10 protein-coding genes are annotated in these 16594 nt (G+C 65.5%); 5 read left to right on the top strand and 5 right to left on the bottom strand.

The window, feature by feature from the left end:
• Positions 1-6: 6 nt before the first annotated feature.
• Positions 7-1347: a malonyl-CoA decarboxylase gene (locus tag EAE28_RS11725; protein ID WP_127106412.1), complete on the bottom strand. Its 1341-nt coding sequence runs from the start codon at positions 1345-1347 to the stop codon at positions 7-9.
• 105 nt (positions 1348-1452) lie between these two features.
• Between EAE28_RS11725 and EAE28_RS11720 the strand changes: the two genes are divergently transcribed.
• Complete coding sequence (locus tag EAE28_RS11720; RefSeq protein ID WP_127106410.1) at positions 1453-2112, top strand: GntR family transcriptional regulator; 660 nt, start codon at positions 1453-1455, stop codon at positions 2110-2112.
• Between the two features lie 9 nt (positions 2113-2121).
• Here the strand turns inward: EAE28_RS11720 and EAE28_RS11715 are convergent, their stop codons facing one another.
• Genes EAE28_RS11715 through EAE28_RS11705 form a run of 3 tightly spaced genes read right to left on the bottom strand, consistent with a single transcriptional unit; the run spans position 2122 to position 5704 of the window.
• Positions 2122-2943, bottom strand: a complete 822-nt coding sequence (locus tag EAE28_RS11715; protein ID WP_127106408.1) for a hypothetical protein — start codon at positions 2941-2943, stop codon at positions 2122-2124.
• The gene (locus tag EAE28_RS11710) at positions 2940-4538 is read right to left on the bottom strand and encodes an acyl-CoA synthetase (protein ID WP_127106406.1); all 1599 of its coding nucleotides are present in this window, start codon (positions 4536-4538) and stop codon (positions 2940-2942) included. Before EAE28_RS11710 ends, EAE28_RS11715 begins: the two co-directional genes overlap by 4 nt.
• Positions 4535-5704: an acetyl-CoA acetyltransferase gene (locus tag EAE28_RS11705; protein ID WP_127106404.1), complete on the bottom strand. Its 1170-nt coding sequence runs from the start codon at positions 5702-5704 to the stop codon at positions 4535-4537. The genes EAE28_RS11710 and EAE28_RS11705 overlap by 4 nt, the downstream gene beginning before the upstream one ends.
• A 136-nt stretch (positions 5705-5840) precedes the next feature.
• Here EAE28_RS11705 and EAE28_RS11700 point away from each other — a divergent pair, with 136 nt between their 5' ends.
• Entirely contained in the window at positions 5841-6806 is a 966-nt protein-coding gene (locus tag EAE28_RS11700; protein ID WP_127106402.1) for a glycosyltransferase family 2 protein, read from the top strand.
• Positions 6807-6809: 3 nt separating this feature from the next.
• On the opposite strand, the gene EAE28_RS11695 is transcribed toward EAE28_RS11700, so the two are convergent.
• Complete coding sequence (locus EAE28_RS11695; protein ID WP_425466772.1) at positions 6810-7556, bottom strand: WecB/TagA/CpsF family glycosyltransferase; 747 nt, start codon at positions 7554-7556, stop codon at positions 6810-6812.
• Between the two features lie 189 nt (positions 7557-7745).
• On the opposite strand from EAE28_RS11695, the gene EAE28_RS11690 reads away from it, so the two are divergent.
• The 3 genes from EAE28_RS11690 to EAE28_RS11680 all read left to right on the top strand — a co-directional run bounded on the left by EAE28_RS11690 (position 7746) and on the right by EAE28_RS11680 (position 16585).
• Positions 7746-9251: an amidohydrolase family protein gene (locus EAE28_RS11690; RefSeq protein ID WP_127106401.1), complete on the top strand. Its 1506-nt coding sequence runs from the start codon at positions 7746-7748 to the stop codon at positions 9249-9251.
• 93 nt (positions 9252-9344) lie between these two features.
• On the top strand, positions 9345-15674 hold the full coding sequence (locus tag EAE28_RS11685) for a type I polyketide synthase (RefSeq protein WP_127106399.1): 6330 nt from the start codon (positions 9345-9347) through the stop codon (positions 15672-15674).
• Entirely contained in the window at positions 15671-16585 is a 915-nt protein-coding gene (locus EAE28_RS11680) for a glycosyltransferase family 2 protein (RefSeq protein ID WP_127106398.1), read from the top strand. The genes EAE28_RS11685 and EAE28_RS11680 overlap by 4 nt, the downstream gene beginning before the upstream one ends.
• Positions 16586-16594 lie beyond the last annotated feature (9 nt).

Below are 16594 nucleotides of genomic sequence, written 5' to 3'. Positions count from 1 at the left end.
CAGGTTTCAGGAAGGCACAGGCGACGGTGCCGCCCGCTTTACCTCGTCCGAGGCGGCAATCGTGCCGGATTCGGCAAAGGCCTCATGGTTGCGCTCGATGGCGTCGAGCGCATAGCGGTAATTGACCATCAGCCCGTGTGATTGGCGCATGCCATTGGCCGACAGATCGCCCAGCAGGTTCAAACGCTCCAGCCGCGCGCCATTGCCCAGATGGAAACGCGCCACGGCATCGACCGGACGACGCCGGGCATCGCGCGCGGCCAGAAAATACTGCGCCGCCGCGCGGGTCATCGCCGGGGCCAGCGCCGCCGAGCGCTCAGGGTCGCGGTGCCAGTCCGGCGTGTCCAGTTCTTGCCATTGCGCGGGCGTCAGGATCGACGGATCATCACGCTGCCCGGCGAGCCACGCGGCAAAACCCGGCACAGGCGACAGGGTGACGAATGTCTTCACCTGCGGCAGCTCGGCCTTGAGCAGTTCAACCACCTGCTTGATCAGGAAATTGCCGAACGACACACCGGCCAGCCCGCGCTGCGTGTTCGAGATCGAGTAGAACACTGCCGTCGTCGCCGTCTGCGCCGCAATCGGCTGGCGCGTCAGGTCCAGCAAGGGTGCCACGGCGCGCGGACTGTCTGCGGTCAGCGCAACTTCAACGAAGATCAGCGGCTCATCCGGCAATTGCGGGTGAAAGAACGCATAGCAGCGCCGGTCCTGCGGTTGCAGCCGGTTGCGCAGATCGTCCCAGTTCTGGATCTCGTGCACGGCCTCATACTGGATGATTTTCTCCAGAATATTGGCCGGGGTCGTCCAGTCGATCTGGCGCAGCGACAGAAAGCCCCGGTTGAACCACGAGCCGAAGAGATGGGTGAAATCGGCGTTCACCGGGCGCAGTTCAGGCTGATCGCGCAGCACGCCCAGCAGATCCTCGCGCATCCGCAGCAACGCCTGCGTGCCGCCGGGGGCAACGTTCAGGCGGCGAAACAGCTCTTGCCGCCGGGGTTCGGACGCCGCGTGCAGGGCTTCGATTGCCCCCGGCTCACCAGTGTTCAGCGCGGCGATGGCGGTGTCGACGGCGCTGGCATCCGGCCCGAACTGTGCCGCCAGCAGGTGCAGAAAGGCCAGCCGTTCAGCCATGGGCGCTGCCGCATAGGCCCCGATGAAGGACTGCGCCAGGGCAACGCCCGAAGCTTCACCGCGCCGCGATACCAGCACCTCGCCCAGCTGCGCCAGATCCGGCGCGCGAACCGGGCCAGCCTCGCGCAGTCCCAACAACGCGCGGCCGCGTTCGGTGACGGCGTCCAACAGATCGCCCAGAAACGCCGGACGCTCCTGCCCAAAGACCTTGATCATCGCTGACTCCGATTCTTATACGCAAATCTGTATTCTGTTATATATATCATGTCCAATGTTTGATACCAACTGCCCCGCTGTTATGCTGCGAAAAAGGCAAAGACCGTGAGCACCAACACCCATCGCATCCGCCAGACGCTGGAAAACGCGATCCTGAACGGCGAGTATCTGCCGGGCGCGCGGCTGGACCCGGATGCGCTGGCGCAGCAATTCGCCTGCTCGCGCACGCCGATCCGCGATGTCCTGCAACTGCTTGAGGCGTCAGGGCTGGTGCAGGTGCTACCCAAACGCGGCACCTATGTTACGCAATGGAGCTTCGCCGAACTCGCCGAACGGTTCGAAGTCATGGCCGAGGTCGAGGCCAGTTGCGCCCGCCTGGCCGCGCGCCGCATCACCGAGGCCGAACTCGCCGCCTTCACCGCCGCGCAGGCCACCTGCGTCGCCGCTGCGGGCACCGGCGATGCCGAAGCGTATTACGCCAGCAACACCGTGTTTCACCACTGCCTCTACCGCGCGACACACAACAGCTATCTTGAAGCCGAAGCGCTGCGCCTGCACCGCATGCTGCAGCCCTACCGCCGGTTGCAACTGCGCAGCCGGAACCGGATTGCCGGGTCGCTGGGCGAGCATCAGGCTATTCTGGATGCGGTCAGCCACGGCGATGCCGAGGGTGCGGCAGCGGCGACCCACGCGCATATCATCGTGCAGGGTGACCGGTTTCACGATCTGGTTGCCGCGCTGCGAGAGGCGATTCCAGCAAGCTGAGAGCCTGTTTCAGCCCGCGATCACCAGCAACTCGGCGGTAATACAGACGCCATTTTCGCCCGGCTCCAGCCAGCCCTTGTGGATGCTGGCGTCCAGCGTGACGATCTCGGTTTCGATCCGCGCGACGCCGTTCTGCAACGCGCCCTGGGTCAGCAACAGCTCTGTCGCGTGACTGTTTATCCGGGGCTGACCCTGCAGCTTTGGCCGCACGATCGACCCCAACCCCAGCACCTGCCCATCGGTGATCCCCACCTCTGCCGCCGCCAGCGCCAGCGCTGCGTTCATGTCCTGATTGGGCCGCAGGGTGATCAGCGCCGCATTGGAGCCGCCGCCCAGATCGACCGGCTGGAACAGCGGGAAATTCGTCTCTAACTCTGCGCAAACCTGCAATCGCGCGCCCCTGATCCCCCATCCGCGCGCGCGGATCGGATGGGCGAGGCGGCTCTCGAACGGCAGGATATGCCCCATGCGCGGCCCGTCCCACCCCGGCGCATCAAACACGCCATGGCCGTGGATCCACGCGCCGCCATCCTTGCGGCCTACGTGCATTCCCAGATGGTCAATCCGCCCCGCGCCCATCTGGTACGGCCCGGCGTACCACGCGGCATGCGCGCCGGTGGGGTCTTCGCCCGGAATCACGAAATCCAGCGTTGTTAGGGTCTCATTCTCAACCACAAGCCACCCGCCGTCATACCCCGCCAGCGCCAGCGCAGCGGACTTCGCGAAGGTCTCGGCGACGGGAAGGACCACCTCCACCGGCTCGGCGGTGCAGCGGGCAATCGCCCAGCGTCGGGCGGAAACCGGGCCGGGATGGCGCAGCGTTTCGATCATTCCGGCGGCACCTGTCCGCGCGCGGTCAGTTCCTCGCGGATCATCTTCTTGGTGATCTTGCCGTAAGCCGATTTCGGCATCTCGTCCCAGAACACCACATGCTGCGGCAGCTTGTAGCGCGCCATTTTGTCGCCCAGCCATGCCAGCAGCTCCGCCCCGGAAACCGCAGTGTTAGAGACGCAAACCGCCATGCCGACCTCGCCCCATTTGCGGTCCGGCACGCCCAGCACCGCAACCTCGTTGATCGCGGGATGCAGCAGGATCTTCTCCTCGATCTCGCGCGGATAGATGTTCGACCCGCCCGAGATATACATGTCCGACGCACGCCCGGTCAGATAGACGAACCCCTCTTCGTCCATGTGACCCAGATCGCCGGTCAGGAACCAACCGTCGCGAAAGCTTTTGGCGTTGGCCTCGGGGTTGTTGAAATAACCCGCAAAGACCGCAGGCCCGGTCGCGCAAATCTCGCCGGTTTCCAGGGGCGCGCATTCGCTGCCGTCATCGCGCTGGACCTGCACCTGCATCCCCGTGCGCGCAAAGCCGCAGGTGCCCAGCTTCATCTCGCCGCTGGAATGATGCACCGGGGGCAGTACGGTGATGTTGCCCGTCACCTCACCCAGCCCGAAATATTGCACCAGCACGGGGCCGAGCTTCTCCAGCGCGGTGATCTGATCGGCGCGGTACATCGGCGCACCGGCGTAGATCACGTAGCGCAGGCTGGAATGGTCATGCGCATCGACCGCCGGATGCTCAACCAGCAGTTTCACGATGGTCGGCACGGTGAACATGTTGGTGACGCGGTGCTTTTCGACCAGCGCCCAGACCTCGGCCGGGTCCAGCTTTGCCCCCGCTGGCAGGATCGACGGCACCCCATGCGCCACCTGTGCCAGCTGGTGAATCCCCGCGCCATGGCTGAGCGGCGCGACGACCAGCGAGGCATCCTGCGTGCCCCAATCCGCGCCAGTGCCCGGCATCAGGTCGCACAGGTGGTTGGTGATCACAAAGCCCATCTGGCCATGCGTCAACACCGCCGCCTTGGGCCGCCCGGTGGTGCCCGAGGTGAAGAAGAACCAGCACGGATCATCGCGCTGCACGCCCACGACGGGTCGGGAGCGGCCCAGATAGGGGGCGATCAGAGCCTCGTAATCTTCGGCGAACTCGCTCGCGCCAATCGAGATGGTGAAATCGAGCACCAGCGCGCAGGCGCTGGCGTGATCAGCAAATTCTGCCCCCACCAGCAACCCCCGCGCCTGCGAGGATTGCGCCAGAAAGGCCACATCCTCGGGCGTTTGGCGGAAGTTGGCGGGCACCCAGACGCAGCCCGCGCGCCAGCAGCCGAACATCGCTTCGAACATCTGGTTGTTATTGGCCGACTGCACCAGAATCCGGTCGCCCTTTTGCACGCCGAACCGCTCGATCAGCGCCTCGGCAAAGGCTGCCGCACGCGCCTCCATCTGCGACCAGCTCCAGACCCGATCGCCCCAGATGAACCCCGGCGCATCGGGGTGGCGGCGGGCGATGTCGGTCAGCAGATGCGACAGGTTCATCACCCGGGTCGACACCGGGGTGATCCCGGCGGACAGATCCGTCCTCATTTCACGCGCTCGAGGATCGAACAGTAATTGGCCACCGCCACCCCGCCCATGTTGAACACCCCGGCGATGCGCGCGTCCTTGACGGCCATATCGCCGGCCTCACCCGCCAGCTGCATCGCGGCCATGACATGCATCGACACGCCGGTGGCACCAATCGGGTGCCCCTTGGACTTCAGCCCGCCCGAGGCATTCACCGGCAGCTTTCCGTCCTTGGTGGTGATCCCTTCACGGATCACGCGGTGCCCCTGACCACGCTCGGCCAGACCCATCGCCTCGTATTCCAGCATCTCAGCCACGGTGAAGCAGTCGTGGGTTTCGACAAGCGAGAGATCCTCCAACCCCAGCCCCGCCTGATCCAGCGCCTGCGACCATGCCCGGCGCGCCCCGGCAAATTCCAGCACATCGCGGCGTGACATGGGCAGGAAGTCATTGGCCTGCACGCGCGACCGAAAGGCGATCGCGCGGTTCAGGGTCTTGGCGGTTTCCTCATCCGCCAGCACCAGAATCGCCGCCCCGTCCGAGACCAGCGAGCAATCGGTGCGCCGCAGCGGACCCGCAACATGGGGGTTCTTGTCGCTGGGCGTGTTGCAGAAATCGAAGCCGAAATCCTTGCGCATATGGGCATAGGGGTTGTGAACGCCGTTGGCGTGGTTCTTGGCCGCGATCATCGCCAAAGCGTCGGACTGGTCGCCATAGCGCTGGAAATAGCTCTGCGCGATCTGGCCGAAGAGACCGGCGAAACCGCCCTGAACCTCGGCTTCTTCCTTGACATAGGACGCGCCCAGCAGAATGTCGCCCACCTGCGCCGTCGGCGTCGCGGTCATTTTTTCCGCACCGACCACCAACGCGATCCTGCCGCGCCCGCTTTCGATGAAATCCATCGCACCATACAAAGCCGCAGAGCCCGTCGAACAGGCGTTCTCATAGCGGATCGCGGGGGTGTAGCGCAGGCGCTCATCGGCCAGCGCGACCAGCGCGGCCTGAAAATCCTGGCGTGAGAACCCGGCGTTGAACACACCGACGAAGATGCCATCCACATCCTCGGCCCCGATGCCCGCATGTTCCAAAGCAGGCGCAAGGATGCCCGCGATCAGGGATTCGGTGTCGGGGGCTTCGGCCTTGCCGAACGGACTGTGGCTCCAGCCGACGATTTGTGCACGCGTCATGGGTGTTCTCCTCCTCTGCCTAGGCAGGAATGCAACACATTGCGCGCGCCTTGCACAGTGGTTGCGTGCAACAATCGTGCGTGCTGGACAGCGGGCAGGGTGCTCCCCTAATCCATGAGGGGATGGAGTAACGCGTATGCCACGGGTCAAACCCAAGCCGAGTGTCGATGCCGTTGTCATCGGGCGCAATGAGGGCGAGCGCCTGATAGCCTGCCTGCAATCACTGCACGGGCAGGTGCGGCGCGTTATCTATGTCGATTCCGGCTCGACCGACGGCAGCGTTCAGGCCGCACAGGCCGAGGGCGCGATCATCGTCGCGCTGGACATGAGCCTGCCCTTCACCGCCGCGCGCGCCCGCAATGCCGGGCTGAAGGCGCTGAAAGCCGACGCGCCCGATTATGTGCAGTTCATCGACGGCGATTGCATCCTGCGCGACGGCTGGATGGACCGCGCGGTCCGGTTCCTGTCGGAAAACCTGCGCGCCGCTGTCGTTTGCGGGCGACGGCGCGAAATCCACCCCGACGCCAGTGTCTACAACGCCCTGATCGACGCCGAATGGGACACGCCCGTGGGTGAGGCCCGCGCCTGCGGCGGCGACGCGTTGATGCGTCATCAGGCGGTCAGTGCCGTGAACGGATACCGAGAAGATCTGATCGCAGGCGAGGAACCCGAACTGTGCCTGCGCCTGCGCGCGCGCGGCTGGACGATCTGGCGCATCGACGCCGAAATGACCTGGCACGACGCCGCGATCACCCGCTTTGGGCAATGGTGGAAACGGGTCGAGCGCGCGGGCCATGCCTTTGCCGAAGGCGCCGCGCGGTTCTCGACCCCGCAAGCACCGCATTGGCAGGCCGAGGTCAGGCGCATCTGGATCTGGGGTCTGGGCATTCCGCTGGTTGCGCTGCTCGGCGCTCTGCTGCATCCCGCTGCGCTGCTGGTGCTGCTGGCCTATCCGTTGCAGGTGCTGCGGCTGAAAGCACGGCTGGGCTGGTCGGCGGCGTTCTTCAACACGCTGGGCAAATTCCCCGAGGCGGTCGGCGCGCTGCGCTTTTATGCGCGCAAGGTGGCCAAGACCGAAACCCGGCTGATCGAGTACAAATAGACCCTAACGCTGCCGGAAAGCGTTGACCGCCTGTCCCGGCAGGATGAGCGCGCAATCAAGATAACGCTTCGCCAGACGGCGCGGATTGGACAGCATCCGCCACAGCCACTCCATCGCGATGGCCTTGACCCAGTCGGGCGCGCGGTTCTGGCGTCCGGACAGAAAATCCAGCCCCGCGCCGATGCTGGCAAAGCCGAGCCCCGGCGTGATCTGGCGGCCAAAGGCGGCAAAGGTCTCTTGTTTGGGCGCGCCCAGCGCCACGAAGACCAGCTTCGCACCAGACGCGTCGATCTGGTGCAGGATCGCGCGCGCCGCCTCGCCGGTCGGATCAAACCCCATCGGCGGCGCAATCACCGCCGAGATCTGCAACCCCGATACCCGCTCTTTCAGCGCGGCCGAGGCCGCCGCCAGACTTTCATCAGTCGAGCCCATCAACGCCACCGGCACCCCGGCGCGCGCCGCCTGCTGGGCCAGCGGCAGGATCATGTCCGAGCCGGGAACCAGCGACACCGGCTTGCGCGCCAGCTTTGACAGCCAGACGATCGGGTTGCCATCGGCGCAGACCAGATCCTGCGCGGCATAGACCGACCGGAACGCCGGATCGCGCGTCAGCTTGACCAGGTGATCCAGATTGATCGTCGCCAGCGCGAACCCCTCGCCCGTTTGCAGTCGGTGGCGCACCTCGGACAACAAGGTGCCCGCGTCGGGCATGTTCACCACGATCCGGTGCGGCGGAAAGGAAAACTCCACGAAACCCCCTTAGTGTCGTCGCATTTGGCAGTGAACCTGCCCCGGTCTGGGCAGACAACGCGGCTGTGGATTGTTATAGTTTCCGCCGTACCGCGACGAAAGCCCCGGCAGAGGGTGGAACGGTCAGAGCAGTGGAAACCGGGCAATGAAGACGCTGGCAAGGCCACGGTGCCATAAGGGTGCGCAGGCATGATCGACATTGGCAACAGTTTCGCGCTGCTGGCCTTGCTGGGCTGGCCGGTTGTTGGCGTGCTGATGTTCCGCATCATGCCGCCCGAGCGCGCGCTGATCTGGTCGATCCTGGCCGCCTATATGTTCCTGCCGCAGCTCAGCTCGATCAACCTGCCGGTCGTGCCGCCGATGAACAAGGAATCCATCCCCAACCTGACCGCCTTCCTGTGCTGTCTGGGTCTTTGGGGCCGCATGCCCCATCTGCTGCCTGAAGGGTGGCCGGGTCGCATTCTGCTCGGCATGTTCATCGTCAGCCCGGCCTTCTCGGTCGTGACCAATCTGGACGCGGTGCAGTTCGGCGTCGATACCTTCGGCACGATGCGGCTGGTCGATCCCAATGCGCTGGCGCTCTGGGGGCTGCCGGGGCTCAGGATTTACGACTCGGCCTCGGCGCTGGTGCAGCAGATGTTCCTGATGTTGCCGTTCTTTCTGGCGCGCGAATTGCTGCGCACCGAAGAAGCCATCCGCGAGATCCTGTTGGCGCTGGTCATCGCCGGGCTGATCTATGCGCTGCCGATGCTGTACGAGGTGCGCTTTTCCCCGCAGCTGCACATCCGGCTCTACGGGTTCTTCCAGCACGATTTCTCGCAGGCGGTGCGCAACGGTGGCTTCCGCCCCTTCGTCTTCATGCCGCACGGGCTGTGGGTGGCTTTCTTTGCGTTCATGGTCGCCCTCGCCGCTTCGGCCCGCGCGCGTGAGGCAACGCGACTGGTAGCGGGTCGGCGCATGGTGATGGTGGTCTTTGGCGTCGGGCTGGTGGTGATCTGCAAATCCATGGGCGCGCTGATGTTCACGCTGATCTTTTTGCCCATCGTCCTGCTGCTGCGCCCCCGCGCGCATCTGGCCATCGCCGCGATCATTGTCACGCTGGTCATCGCCTACCCGCTCTTGCGCGGCAGCGGGCTGGTTCCGGCTCAGGCCATCGTCGACCGCGTCGCCGCGATCAGCGAGGAACGGGCGGAATCGCTGAACTACCGTTTCACCAACGAAGACCGCATCATCGAGCATGTCGCCGACAAGCCGCTGTTCGGATGGGGCGGCTGGGGCCGGTTCATGGTGTATGATCCCGCCACGGGTGAGTCACTCACCATCGTTGACGGCATGTGGATCATTACCATCGGGCAATATGGCTGGCTGGGCTATATCGCCATGTTCGGGCTGCTGGCGCTTCCGGTCCTCTCGCTCTGGTGGGAAGGCCGCAAACCCGAAGCGCCGCCAATCCCTTTCGCCGCCTCGGCGCTGGCCTTGATGCTGGCTGTCAATCTGATCGATCTGCTGCCCAACGCCACCCTGATCCCCTTCACCTGGCTGATCGCCGGTTCGCTGCTGGGCTATGCCGAGGCCTTGCGCACCACCAACCGCGCGACCCGTACCGCGCGGATGCGCAACGCCCATGCCGGACTGGTCCTGGGCACCACCGTCGCGCCGGACCGGGCGCCTGACAAACCCCGGACCCTGATGTGACGCCCCGCCACCTTTCAGCCTGAAATCCGGTCCAGTATCGCCCTAAAGAAACGATTGTTTCCCATAACTATAGAAGTGTTGCGCAGGTAAAATATGTCCACCGGGATCAGTGAAACCGATATCGCCATTGTCGGCATGGCCGCCCACTTGCCGGGAGCCGCGTCGGTTGGCGAATATTGGCATAACCTGCGCCATGGCCTGCGCGCGATCCGGCGGCTGTCGGACGATGAGCTGATCGCCGCGGGCGAAGACCCCGCCGTGATGCGCCTGCCCAACTACGTCCCCTTCGCCGCCCCGCTGGAGCGTTTCGCCGATTTCGACGCGGATTTCTTCGGCTTCTCGCCCAAGGAAGCCGCCATCCTTGACCCGCAGCACCGGCAGTTCCTTGAAGTGGCTTGGGAAGCGCTGGAAAACGCCGGGGCTGTACCCGAGAGTTTCACGGGAAACATTGGCGTCTATGCCGGCTGCGGCATGGGCAGCTATTTCTATTTCAACCTGTGCTCGAACCGCGATCTGGTGCGCGATGTCGGCATGTTCCTGCTGCGCCACACCGGCAACGACAAGGACTTTCTGTCCACCCGCGTCAGCCACATTTTCGACCTGCGCGGCCCCTCGGTCAATGTGCAGACCGCCTGCTCAACCTCGCTGGTCGCTTTGCACTATGCCACGCAATCCCTGCTGAACGGTGAATGCGACATGGCGCTGGCGGGCGGCGTGACCATCGAACTGCCGCAGGGGCGCGGGTATCTGTACAAGGAAAACGAGATCCTCTCGCCCGATGGCGAGTGCCACGCCTTCGACCACCGCGCGCAGGGCACGGTTTTCGGCTCGGGCGCGGGCTGCGTGGTCTTGAAGCGGCTGGCCGATGCCGTGGCCGATGGCGATCACATCTGGGCCGTGGTCAAGGGCAGCGCCATCAACAACGACGGCGCGCAAAAGGCGGGCTATCTGGCACCGTCAGTCGAAGGTCAGGCCCGCTGCATCGCCGAGGCGCAGGCCGTCGCCGACACCCCCGCCGACACCATCGACTATATCGAATGCCACGGCACCGGCACCTATCTGGGCGACCCGATCGAGGTTGCCGCGATGACCGAAGCCTTTCGCGAAACCACCGAGGCCACACAGTTCTGCCGCATCGGTTCGGTGAAAACCAACATCGGCCATCTGGACACCGCCGCCGGGGTCGCCAGCCTGATCAAGGTCGCGCTGTCGCTGCACCACCGCGAGATGCCACCCTCGCTGGGGTTCGAGTCCCCCAACCCGACCATCGAGTTTGAAACCTCGCCCTTCGCCGTCAACGCTGCCCTTACCCCATGGACGCTGCGCGACCACCCCCGCCGCGCAGGGGTCAACTCGCTGGGCGTCGGTGGCACCAACGCCCACGCCATCCTGCAGGAGGCTCCCGAGCGTGACGCCAGTGGCGAATCTGACTGGCCGTTCCAGCTGTTCACCCTCTCGGCCCGCTCGAAAACCACCCTCGACGCGCAGGCGCAGAACCTCGCCGCCCATCTGCGCGCCAACCCTGCGCTGGATCTGGCCGACACCGCCTGGACGCTGAAAGAGGGCCGCCGCGCCTTTGACAAGCGCCGCGTTGTCGTAGCCGAAACCGCGGAAGACGCCGCCGACCTGCTCGCCAGCGACAACCCGCGCCGCGTCTTCACCCATACCGCGCTCGACAATCCCGACGTGGTCTTCCTCTTCCCCGGCGGCGGCGCGCAATATGCTGGCATGGCGCGCGATCTGTACGAGACCGAGCCGGTCTTCGCCGAATGGATGGACCGCGGCCTCGACATCCTGCAGCCGCGTCTGGACTATGACCTGCGCGCGCTCTGGCTGCCCGAACCGGGGGCCGAGGATGCCGCGAACGAGACGCTCAAACGCCCCTCGGTCCAGCTGCCGCTGATCATGATCACCGAATACGCGCTGGCCCAGATGCTGATGAGCTGGGGCGTGCAGCCCGCCGCGCTGGTCGGTCACTCCATGGGCGAAAACACCGCCGCCTGTCTGGCCGGGGTGCTGAGTTTTGAAGATTGCATCGGCCTCGTCCACCTGCGCGGCTCGCTGTTCGATACCGTCCCGGCGGGCGGCATGTTGTCTGTCCCGCTCTCGGTCGACGCGCTGACGCCGTATCTGGTCGATCTCGACATCGCGTCGGTCAACGCGCCCGGGCTGACCGTGGTCAGCGGGCCGGATGCAGCACTTGATGACCTCGCCCAACGCCTCGCCGCCGATGGCCACGACACCCAGCGCATTGCCATCGACATTGCCGCGCATAGCCGGGTGCTGGAGCCGATCCTTGGCCGTTTCCGCGCCTATCTGGCCTCGATCCCGCTGCACGCGCCCACGCTGCCGATCATCTCCAACCGCACCGGCCAGCCCCTGACGGCCGAGCAGGCGACCAGCCCCGATTACTGGACGCAGCACCTGCGCGGCACGGTGATGTTCGCGGATTGTGTCTCTAACCTTGCCGAAAACCCCAACCGCATCTGGATCGAAGTCGGCCCCGGCAAGGCGCTTTCCTCGCTCACCCGCATGCATGGCGCGGTGCCCGGCCAGCAGGTTCTGGCCGTCTTGCGCCACCCCGATGAGGATATCGCCGACGACGTCTACCACATGGGCCTGCTGGGCCGGATCTGGGCGCTCGGCGGCACATTCGACTGGGCGCAGATCTGGGGCGAGGCGCGGCGCGTGAAGCTGCCGCTGCCCGGCTACCCGTTCGACCGCCGCGAATATTTCATCGCCCCCGCCGCGCCCAGCGCGGAAACTGCCACGGCGCTGCCTGCCCGGATCGAAGACATTGCCGATATGGGCACACGGCTGGCCTGGGTCGCGCGTTCGGCTGAGATCGACTTTGATGTCGACAGCGAACTCGATGAGGTGCCGAAGGAAACCTGGCTCATCTTCGCGGATCAGGACGGCATCGCCGCCCCCGTGATCACAAAACTCCGCGCCGCTGGGCAGAAGGTGATCGAGGTGCAATCCGGCGACACCTTCCGCCGCCGCACCGACAGCGCTTATACCCTGCCGTCCGAGCGCGGGCGCGAAGGCTATGACCAGCTGCTGCAGGATCTGGTGCACCGCGGCACCATCCCCACTCGCATCGCGCATTTCTGGCTCGCCAGCGGCGAGGAACGCTTCCGTCCCGGCTCGTCCGCGTTTCAGGCGCATGTCGAGCAGGGGTTTTATTCGCTGCTGTTCCTCGGCCAGGCCATCGCCGCCGAAGGCCTGACCGGCCCGATCCACACCAGTGTGATCACATCCGGCGCGGCACAGGTGAAAGCCGAACCCCTGCGATGGCCTGAAAAGGCCCTGATCGCCGGTCCTGCCCGCGTCATGCCGCATGAGATGCCGGGAATGACCGTCTCAACCCTCGACATCGACCCGCGCCCGCGCAAACGCGGCGGCCACCCGGATCTGACCGATCCGCTGCTGGAAGAGCTGTTCACGCCCCCCGCCAACACCATCGCCGCCCTGCGCGGCACCAAGCGCTTTGAGCAACGCCTGCGCGCGCAGCCCTTGCCGAAAGCGCCCGCGCTACCACAGGGGGCAGCCTGGCTGATCACCGGCGGCTTTGGCGGTATCGGGCAATCGGTGGCCGAGGCGCTGATCCAGACCTCAAACGCCAAGATCGCCCTGATCGCCCGCACCGCCCTGCCGCCCCGCGCCAACTGGCCCGGGCTGAAAGAGCAGGGCAGCCCGCTGATGCGCCGGATTCTGCAGGTGGAGAGACTGGAATCGCTGGGGGCCGAGGTGCTCACCCTCGCCGCCGATGTCTGCAACATCGACGAAATGCGCGCCGCCCTTGACGCCACGAAAGCCCGATTCGGCCCGCTCTACGGCGTCATCCACGCCGCCGGGGCCATCGACGACGCGCCGCTGGCGGCCAAGACCGTGGGCAGCGTGGAAAGCGTCTTTGCGCCCAAGGTCCACGGCACCCGCGTGCTCGACGCCCTGCTGCCCGATGGCGCGGTGGAGCGGATCGTGGTGTTCTCCTCAACCTCGACCCTGACCGCCCCGGCGGGGCAGGTCGATTACGTCGCCGCAAACGAATACCTGAACGCGTGGGCCAAAGCCCGCAGCGGCAAGACCAAAGTCACCGCGATCGACTGGGGCATCTGGTCCGAAGTTGGCATGGCCGCCGAGGCGATGGCGACCCGGTTGGGGCACGGGCCTGCGATGCCTGACACGCCCAGCAAGATGCCGCTGCTGGACACGGCAGGGTTCGACGCCGCCATGAACCGCGTGTTCAAGGCGCGTTATTCAACCGATATGTGGCTGCTGGATGAACACCGCACCAAGGACGGCCAAGCGCTGGTGCCCGGCACCGGGTTGCTGGAAATCGCCGTGCAATCCCTGCACGGGCAGGGCGAGGGCGAACCGTTCGAGATCGCCGACCTGACCTTCTTCCGCGCTCTGGATGTGGATCAGCCGCGCGACATTCAGGTCACGCTGTCGCGCTCGGACGCGGGCTATGACTTTGCCCTGCGCTCGGATGTAACCCTGCGCGGACGCAAGGGTTTCGTGCTGAACGCACAGGCGCGCATCTCCATGGGCAGCATCCCGCAACCCGCCGCGCTGGACGTGCCCGCGCTGGTCGCCCGCTGCCAGACCGGCATCACCGAGGACGCGAAGGGCATCGCCACGGGGCAAGAGGCGCACCTCAATTTCGGCCCCCGTTGGCGCGTGTTGCAGCGCATGGCCTATGGCACGGGCGAGGGCATTGCGCATCTGGCCTTGCCGCCCGCGTTCCACGCGGATCTCACTCAAGGCTACGTCCTGCACCCCGCGCTGATGGATCTGGCGACCGGTTGGGCGATGGATCTGATCCCGGGCTATCAGGGCCGCGCGCTCTGGGTGCCGGTCAGCTATGGCAGCGTCACCGTTTTCCACGCGCTCCCGGCTCAGATCATCAGCCATGTCCGCATCGCTCCCGCCGAGCCGGGCTTCGCCAGCTTCGACATCACGCTGGCCATGCCCGACGGCACCATCTGCGCCGAGATCCGGCGCTTCACCATCAAGCGGCTTGAGGGCGGCTTTGGCACGCCCGCGCCGCTGTTGCCGTCCGAAGTCGAGTTCAGTGCCACCCCCGGTGAGGGCCGCGCGCTTAATCCCGGCGAAGAGCGTCTTGCGCGCAATCTGGCGCAGGGCCTGACCCCGGCTGAGGGTGCCGAGGGCTTCCTGCGCGCCCTAGCCGTGGACCGGGCGCAGGTGGTGATTTCGTCTCTGACACTGCCGGAATTGATCGCTGAAGCCGCGCAGCCGCTGGAAACCGCCACCAGCGACGGCCAGAAATTCGAGCGTCCCGATCTGGACAGCGCCTATATCGCGCCGCGCAATGATGTCGAGCGGATGCTGGTGGCGATGTGGGAGGAGTTGCTCGGTGTTGAGGGCGTCGGCACTCAGGACAGTTTCTTCGATCTTGGCGGCCACTCGCTGATCGCGGTGCGCCTCTTCGCGCGGGTCAAGAAGACGTGGTCGGTCGATTTCCCCATCTCGGTGCTGTTCGAGGCCCCGACGGTGGAAAAGATCGCCGCCCGCGTGGCGGAAATCGCCGGGATCTCGGACAGTGGCGATGCGCCGGCAGTTGCCACGCCCGTGCGGCGCTATGAATTTCTTGTGCCGATGCATGAGGGCGAAGGCGGGCCGAAAACCCCGTTCTTCCTGGTAGCCGGGATGTTCGGCAACGTCCTGAACCTGCGCCATCTGGCGCAACTGCTGGGCACGGACCGCCCGTTCTATGGCTTGCAAGCGCGCGGCCTGTTGGGTGGGGCTGAACCGCATACCCGTCTGGATGACGCGGCGCGGGACTATCTGGCCGAGGTCCGGCAGGTGCAGCCGCACGGCCCCTATCTGCTCGGTGGCTTCTCAGGCGGCGGTCTGACCGCACTGGAAATGGCCAAGCAGCTGCGCGCGGCGGGGGAAGAGGTGCAGCTGCTCACCCTGCTCGATACGCCCTTGCCGATGCGCCCCGGCGTGAGCCGCGCCGACAAGGCGATGATCAAGCTGACCGAATTCGCCCGCAAAGGCCCGGCTTACCTTGGCGAATGGATGGCCGAGCGTAAGGCGTGGCAAGAGGAACTCGCCCGCATGGCCGAGGAAGCGCAGGGCGAGGCTGACAGCGGTTTCCACAACCGCGCCATCGAATCTGCCTTTCGCGACGCGCTGCCGCATCTGTCGCTTGAGCGCTACGACGCCCCCGTCGCCCTGTTCCGCCCGGCGCTGGACAAGCACTGGAAGGTCACCGGCGGCCGCTGGGTCAGTCAGGCCAAGGAATACGTGTCCGAGGATAACGACTGGTCGCCGTGGATGCCGCAGCTGGGCGTGCATGAGGTGCCGGGCGACCATGACAGCATGGTGCTGGAACCCAATGTGCGGGTGATGGCGGCGAAACTGAAAGCCCTGATCGCAAAGGCCGAAGCATGAGCAGCGTGTTGTGCATCATCCTGAATTGGCGCACCGCCGAGATGACAGCGCGCGCGGTCGAAAGCGCAATCATCGCGATGCAGGGGATCGAGGGCGCGATCACCGTTGTCGATAATGACAGTCAGGACGGCAGCTATGAGACGCTCAGCGCCGCCGGTTGGCCCGGCGTGCGCGTGCTGCAATCGGGGCACAACGGCGGGTTTGGCGCGGGCAATAATGTTGGCATCCGCGCCGGGCTGCCCGATGGCTCAGCGCCCGATTACGTCTATATCCTGAACTCGGACGCTTTCCCTGCGCCGGATGCGATCCGCGTGCTGGTGGATTACCTCGATGCCCATCCGCAGGTCGGCTTCGCTGGCAGCCATATCCACGGCCCCGACGGCGCGCCGCACACCACCGCCTTCCGCTTCCCCTCGATCGCCAGCGAATTTGAAGGGGCGGCAAAGACCGGTCCGATCTCGAAACTGCTCAAAAGCGCCATCGTCGCCCCGACGCTGCCCACCACCACCACGGAGGTTGATTGGGTCGCCGGGGCCAGCGTGCTGATGCGGCGCGAGATGCTGTATCGGATCGGCCTCTTTGATGAGACGTTCTTTCTGTATTTCGAGGAAACCGACCTCTTCCTGCGCGGCGCGCGGGCCGGGTGGCAGGCGGTCTATGTGGTGGAAAGCCGGGTGATGCATATCGGCTCGGTCAGCACGGGCATGAAGGAATGGGCGCGCGTGCCGGGGTATTGGTTTGCCTCGCGCCGTCACTATTTTGAAAAGAACCACGGACGGCTTTATGCGCTGGCCGCGACGGCGGCGCATGTTGCGGGCTTGGGGATTTATGGCCTGCGTGTGGTCTTGCAACGCAAACCGCGCCAGACACCGCCACACTTTCTCCGCGATCTTTTGCGACATAGCGTCTGAATGCGCAGA

This window comes from Pararhodobacter zhoushanensis, assembly GCF_003990445.1.
GTDB classification, from domain to species: Bacteria; Pseudomonadota; Alphaproteobacteria; order Rhodobacterales; family Rhodobacteraceae; genus Pararhodobacter; species Pararhodobacter zhoushanensis.
Note: the sequence above shows the minus strand (reverse complement) of the source record. Positions and strands in the feature narration are given on the sequence as shown.

Excerpts from the sequence above, each read along its gene's own strand:
- EAE28_RS11680 (WP_127106398.1), top strand. The coding sequence starts at position 15,671 with ATGAGCAGCGTGTTGTGCATCATCCTGAATTGGCGCACCGCCGAGATG.
- EAE28_RS11705 (WP_127106404.1), bottom strand. The coding sequence starts at position 5,704 with ATGACGCGTGCACAAATCGTCGGCTGGAGCCACAGTCCGTTCGGCAAG.
- EAE28_RS11715 (WP_127106408.1), bottom strand. The coding sequence starts at position 2,943 with ATGATCGAAACGCTGCGCCATCCCGGCCCGGTTTCCGCCCGACGCTGG.
- EAE28_RS11700 (WP_127106402.1), top strand. The coding sequence starts at position 5,841 with ATGCCACGGGTCAAACCCAAGCCGAGTGTCGATGCCGTTGTCATCGGG.
- EAE28_RS11710 (WP_127106406.1), bottom strand. The coding sequence starts at position 4,538 with ATGAGGACGGATCTGTCCGCCGGGATCACCCCGGTGTCGACCCGGGTG.
- EAE28_RS11690 (WP_127106401.1), top strand. The coding sequence starts at position 7,746 with ATGATCGACATTGGCAACAGTTTCGCGCTGCTGGCCTTGCTGGGCTGG.
- EAE28_RS11725 (WP_127106412.1), bottom strand. The coding sequence starts at position 1,347 with ATGATCAAGGTCTTTGGGCAGGAGCGTCCGGCGTTTCTGGGCGATCTG.
- EAE28_RS11685 (WP_127106399.1), top strand. The coding sequence starts at position 9,345 with ATGTCCACCGGGATCAGTGAAACCGATATCGCCATTGTCGGCATGGCC.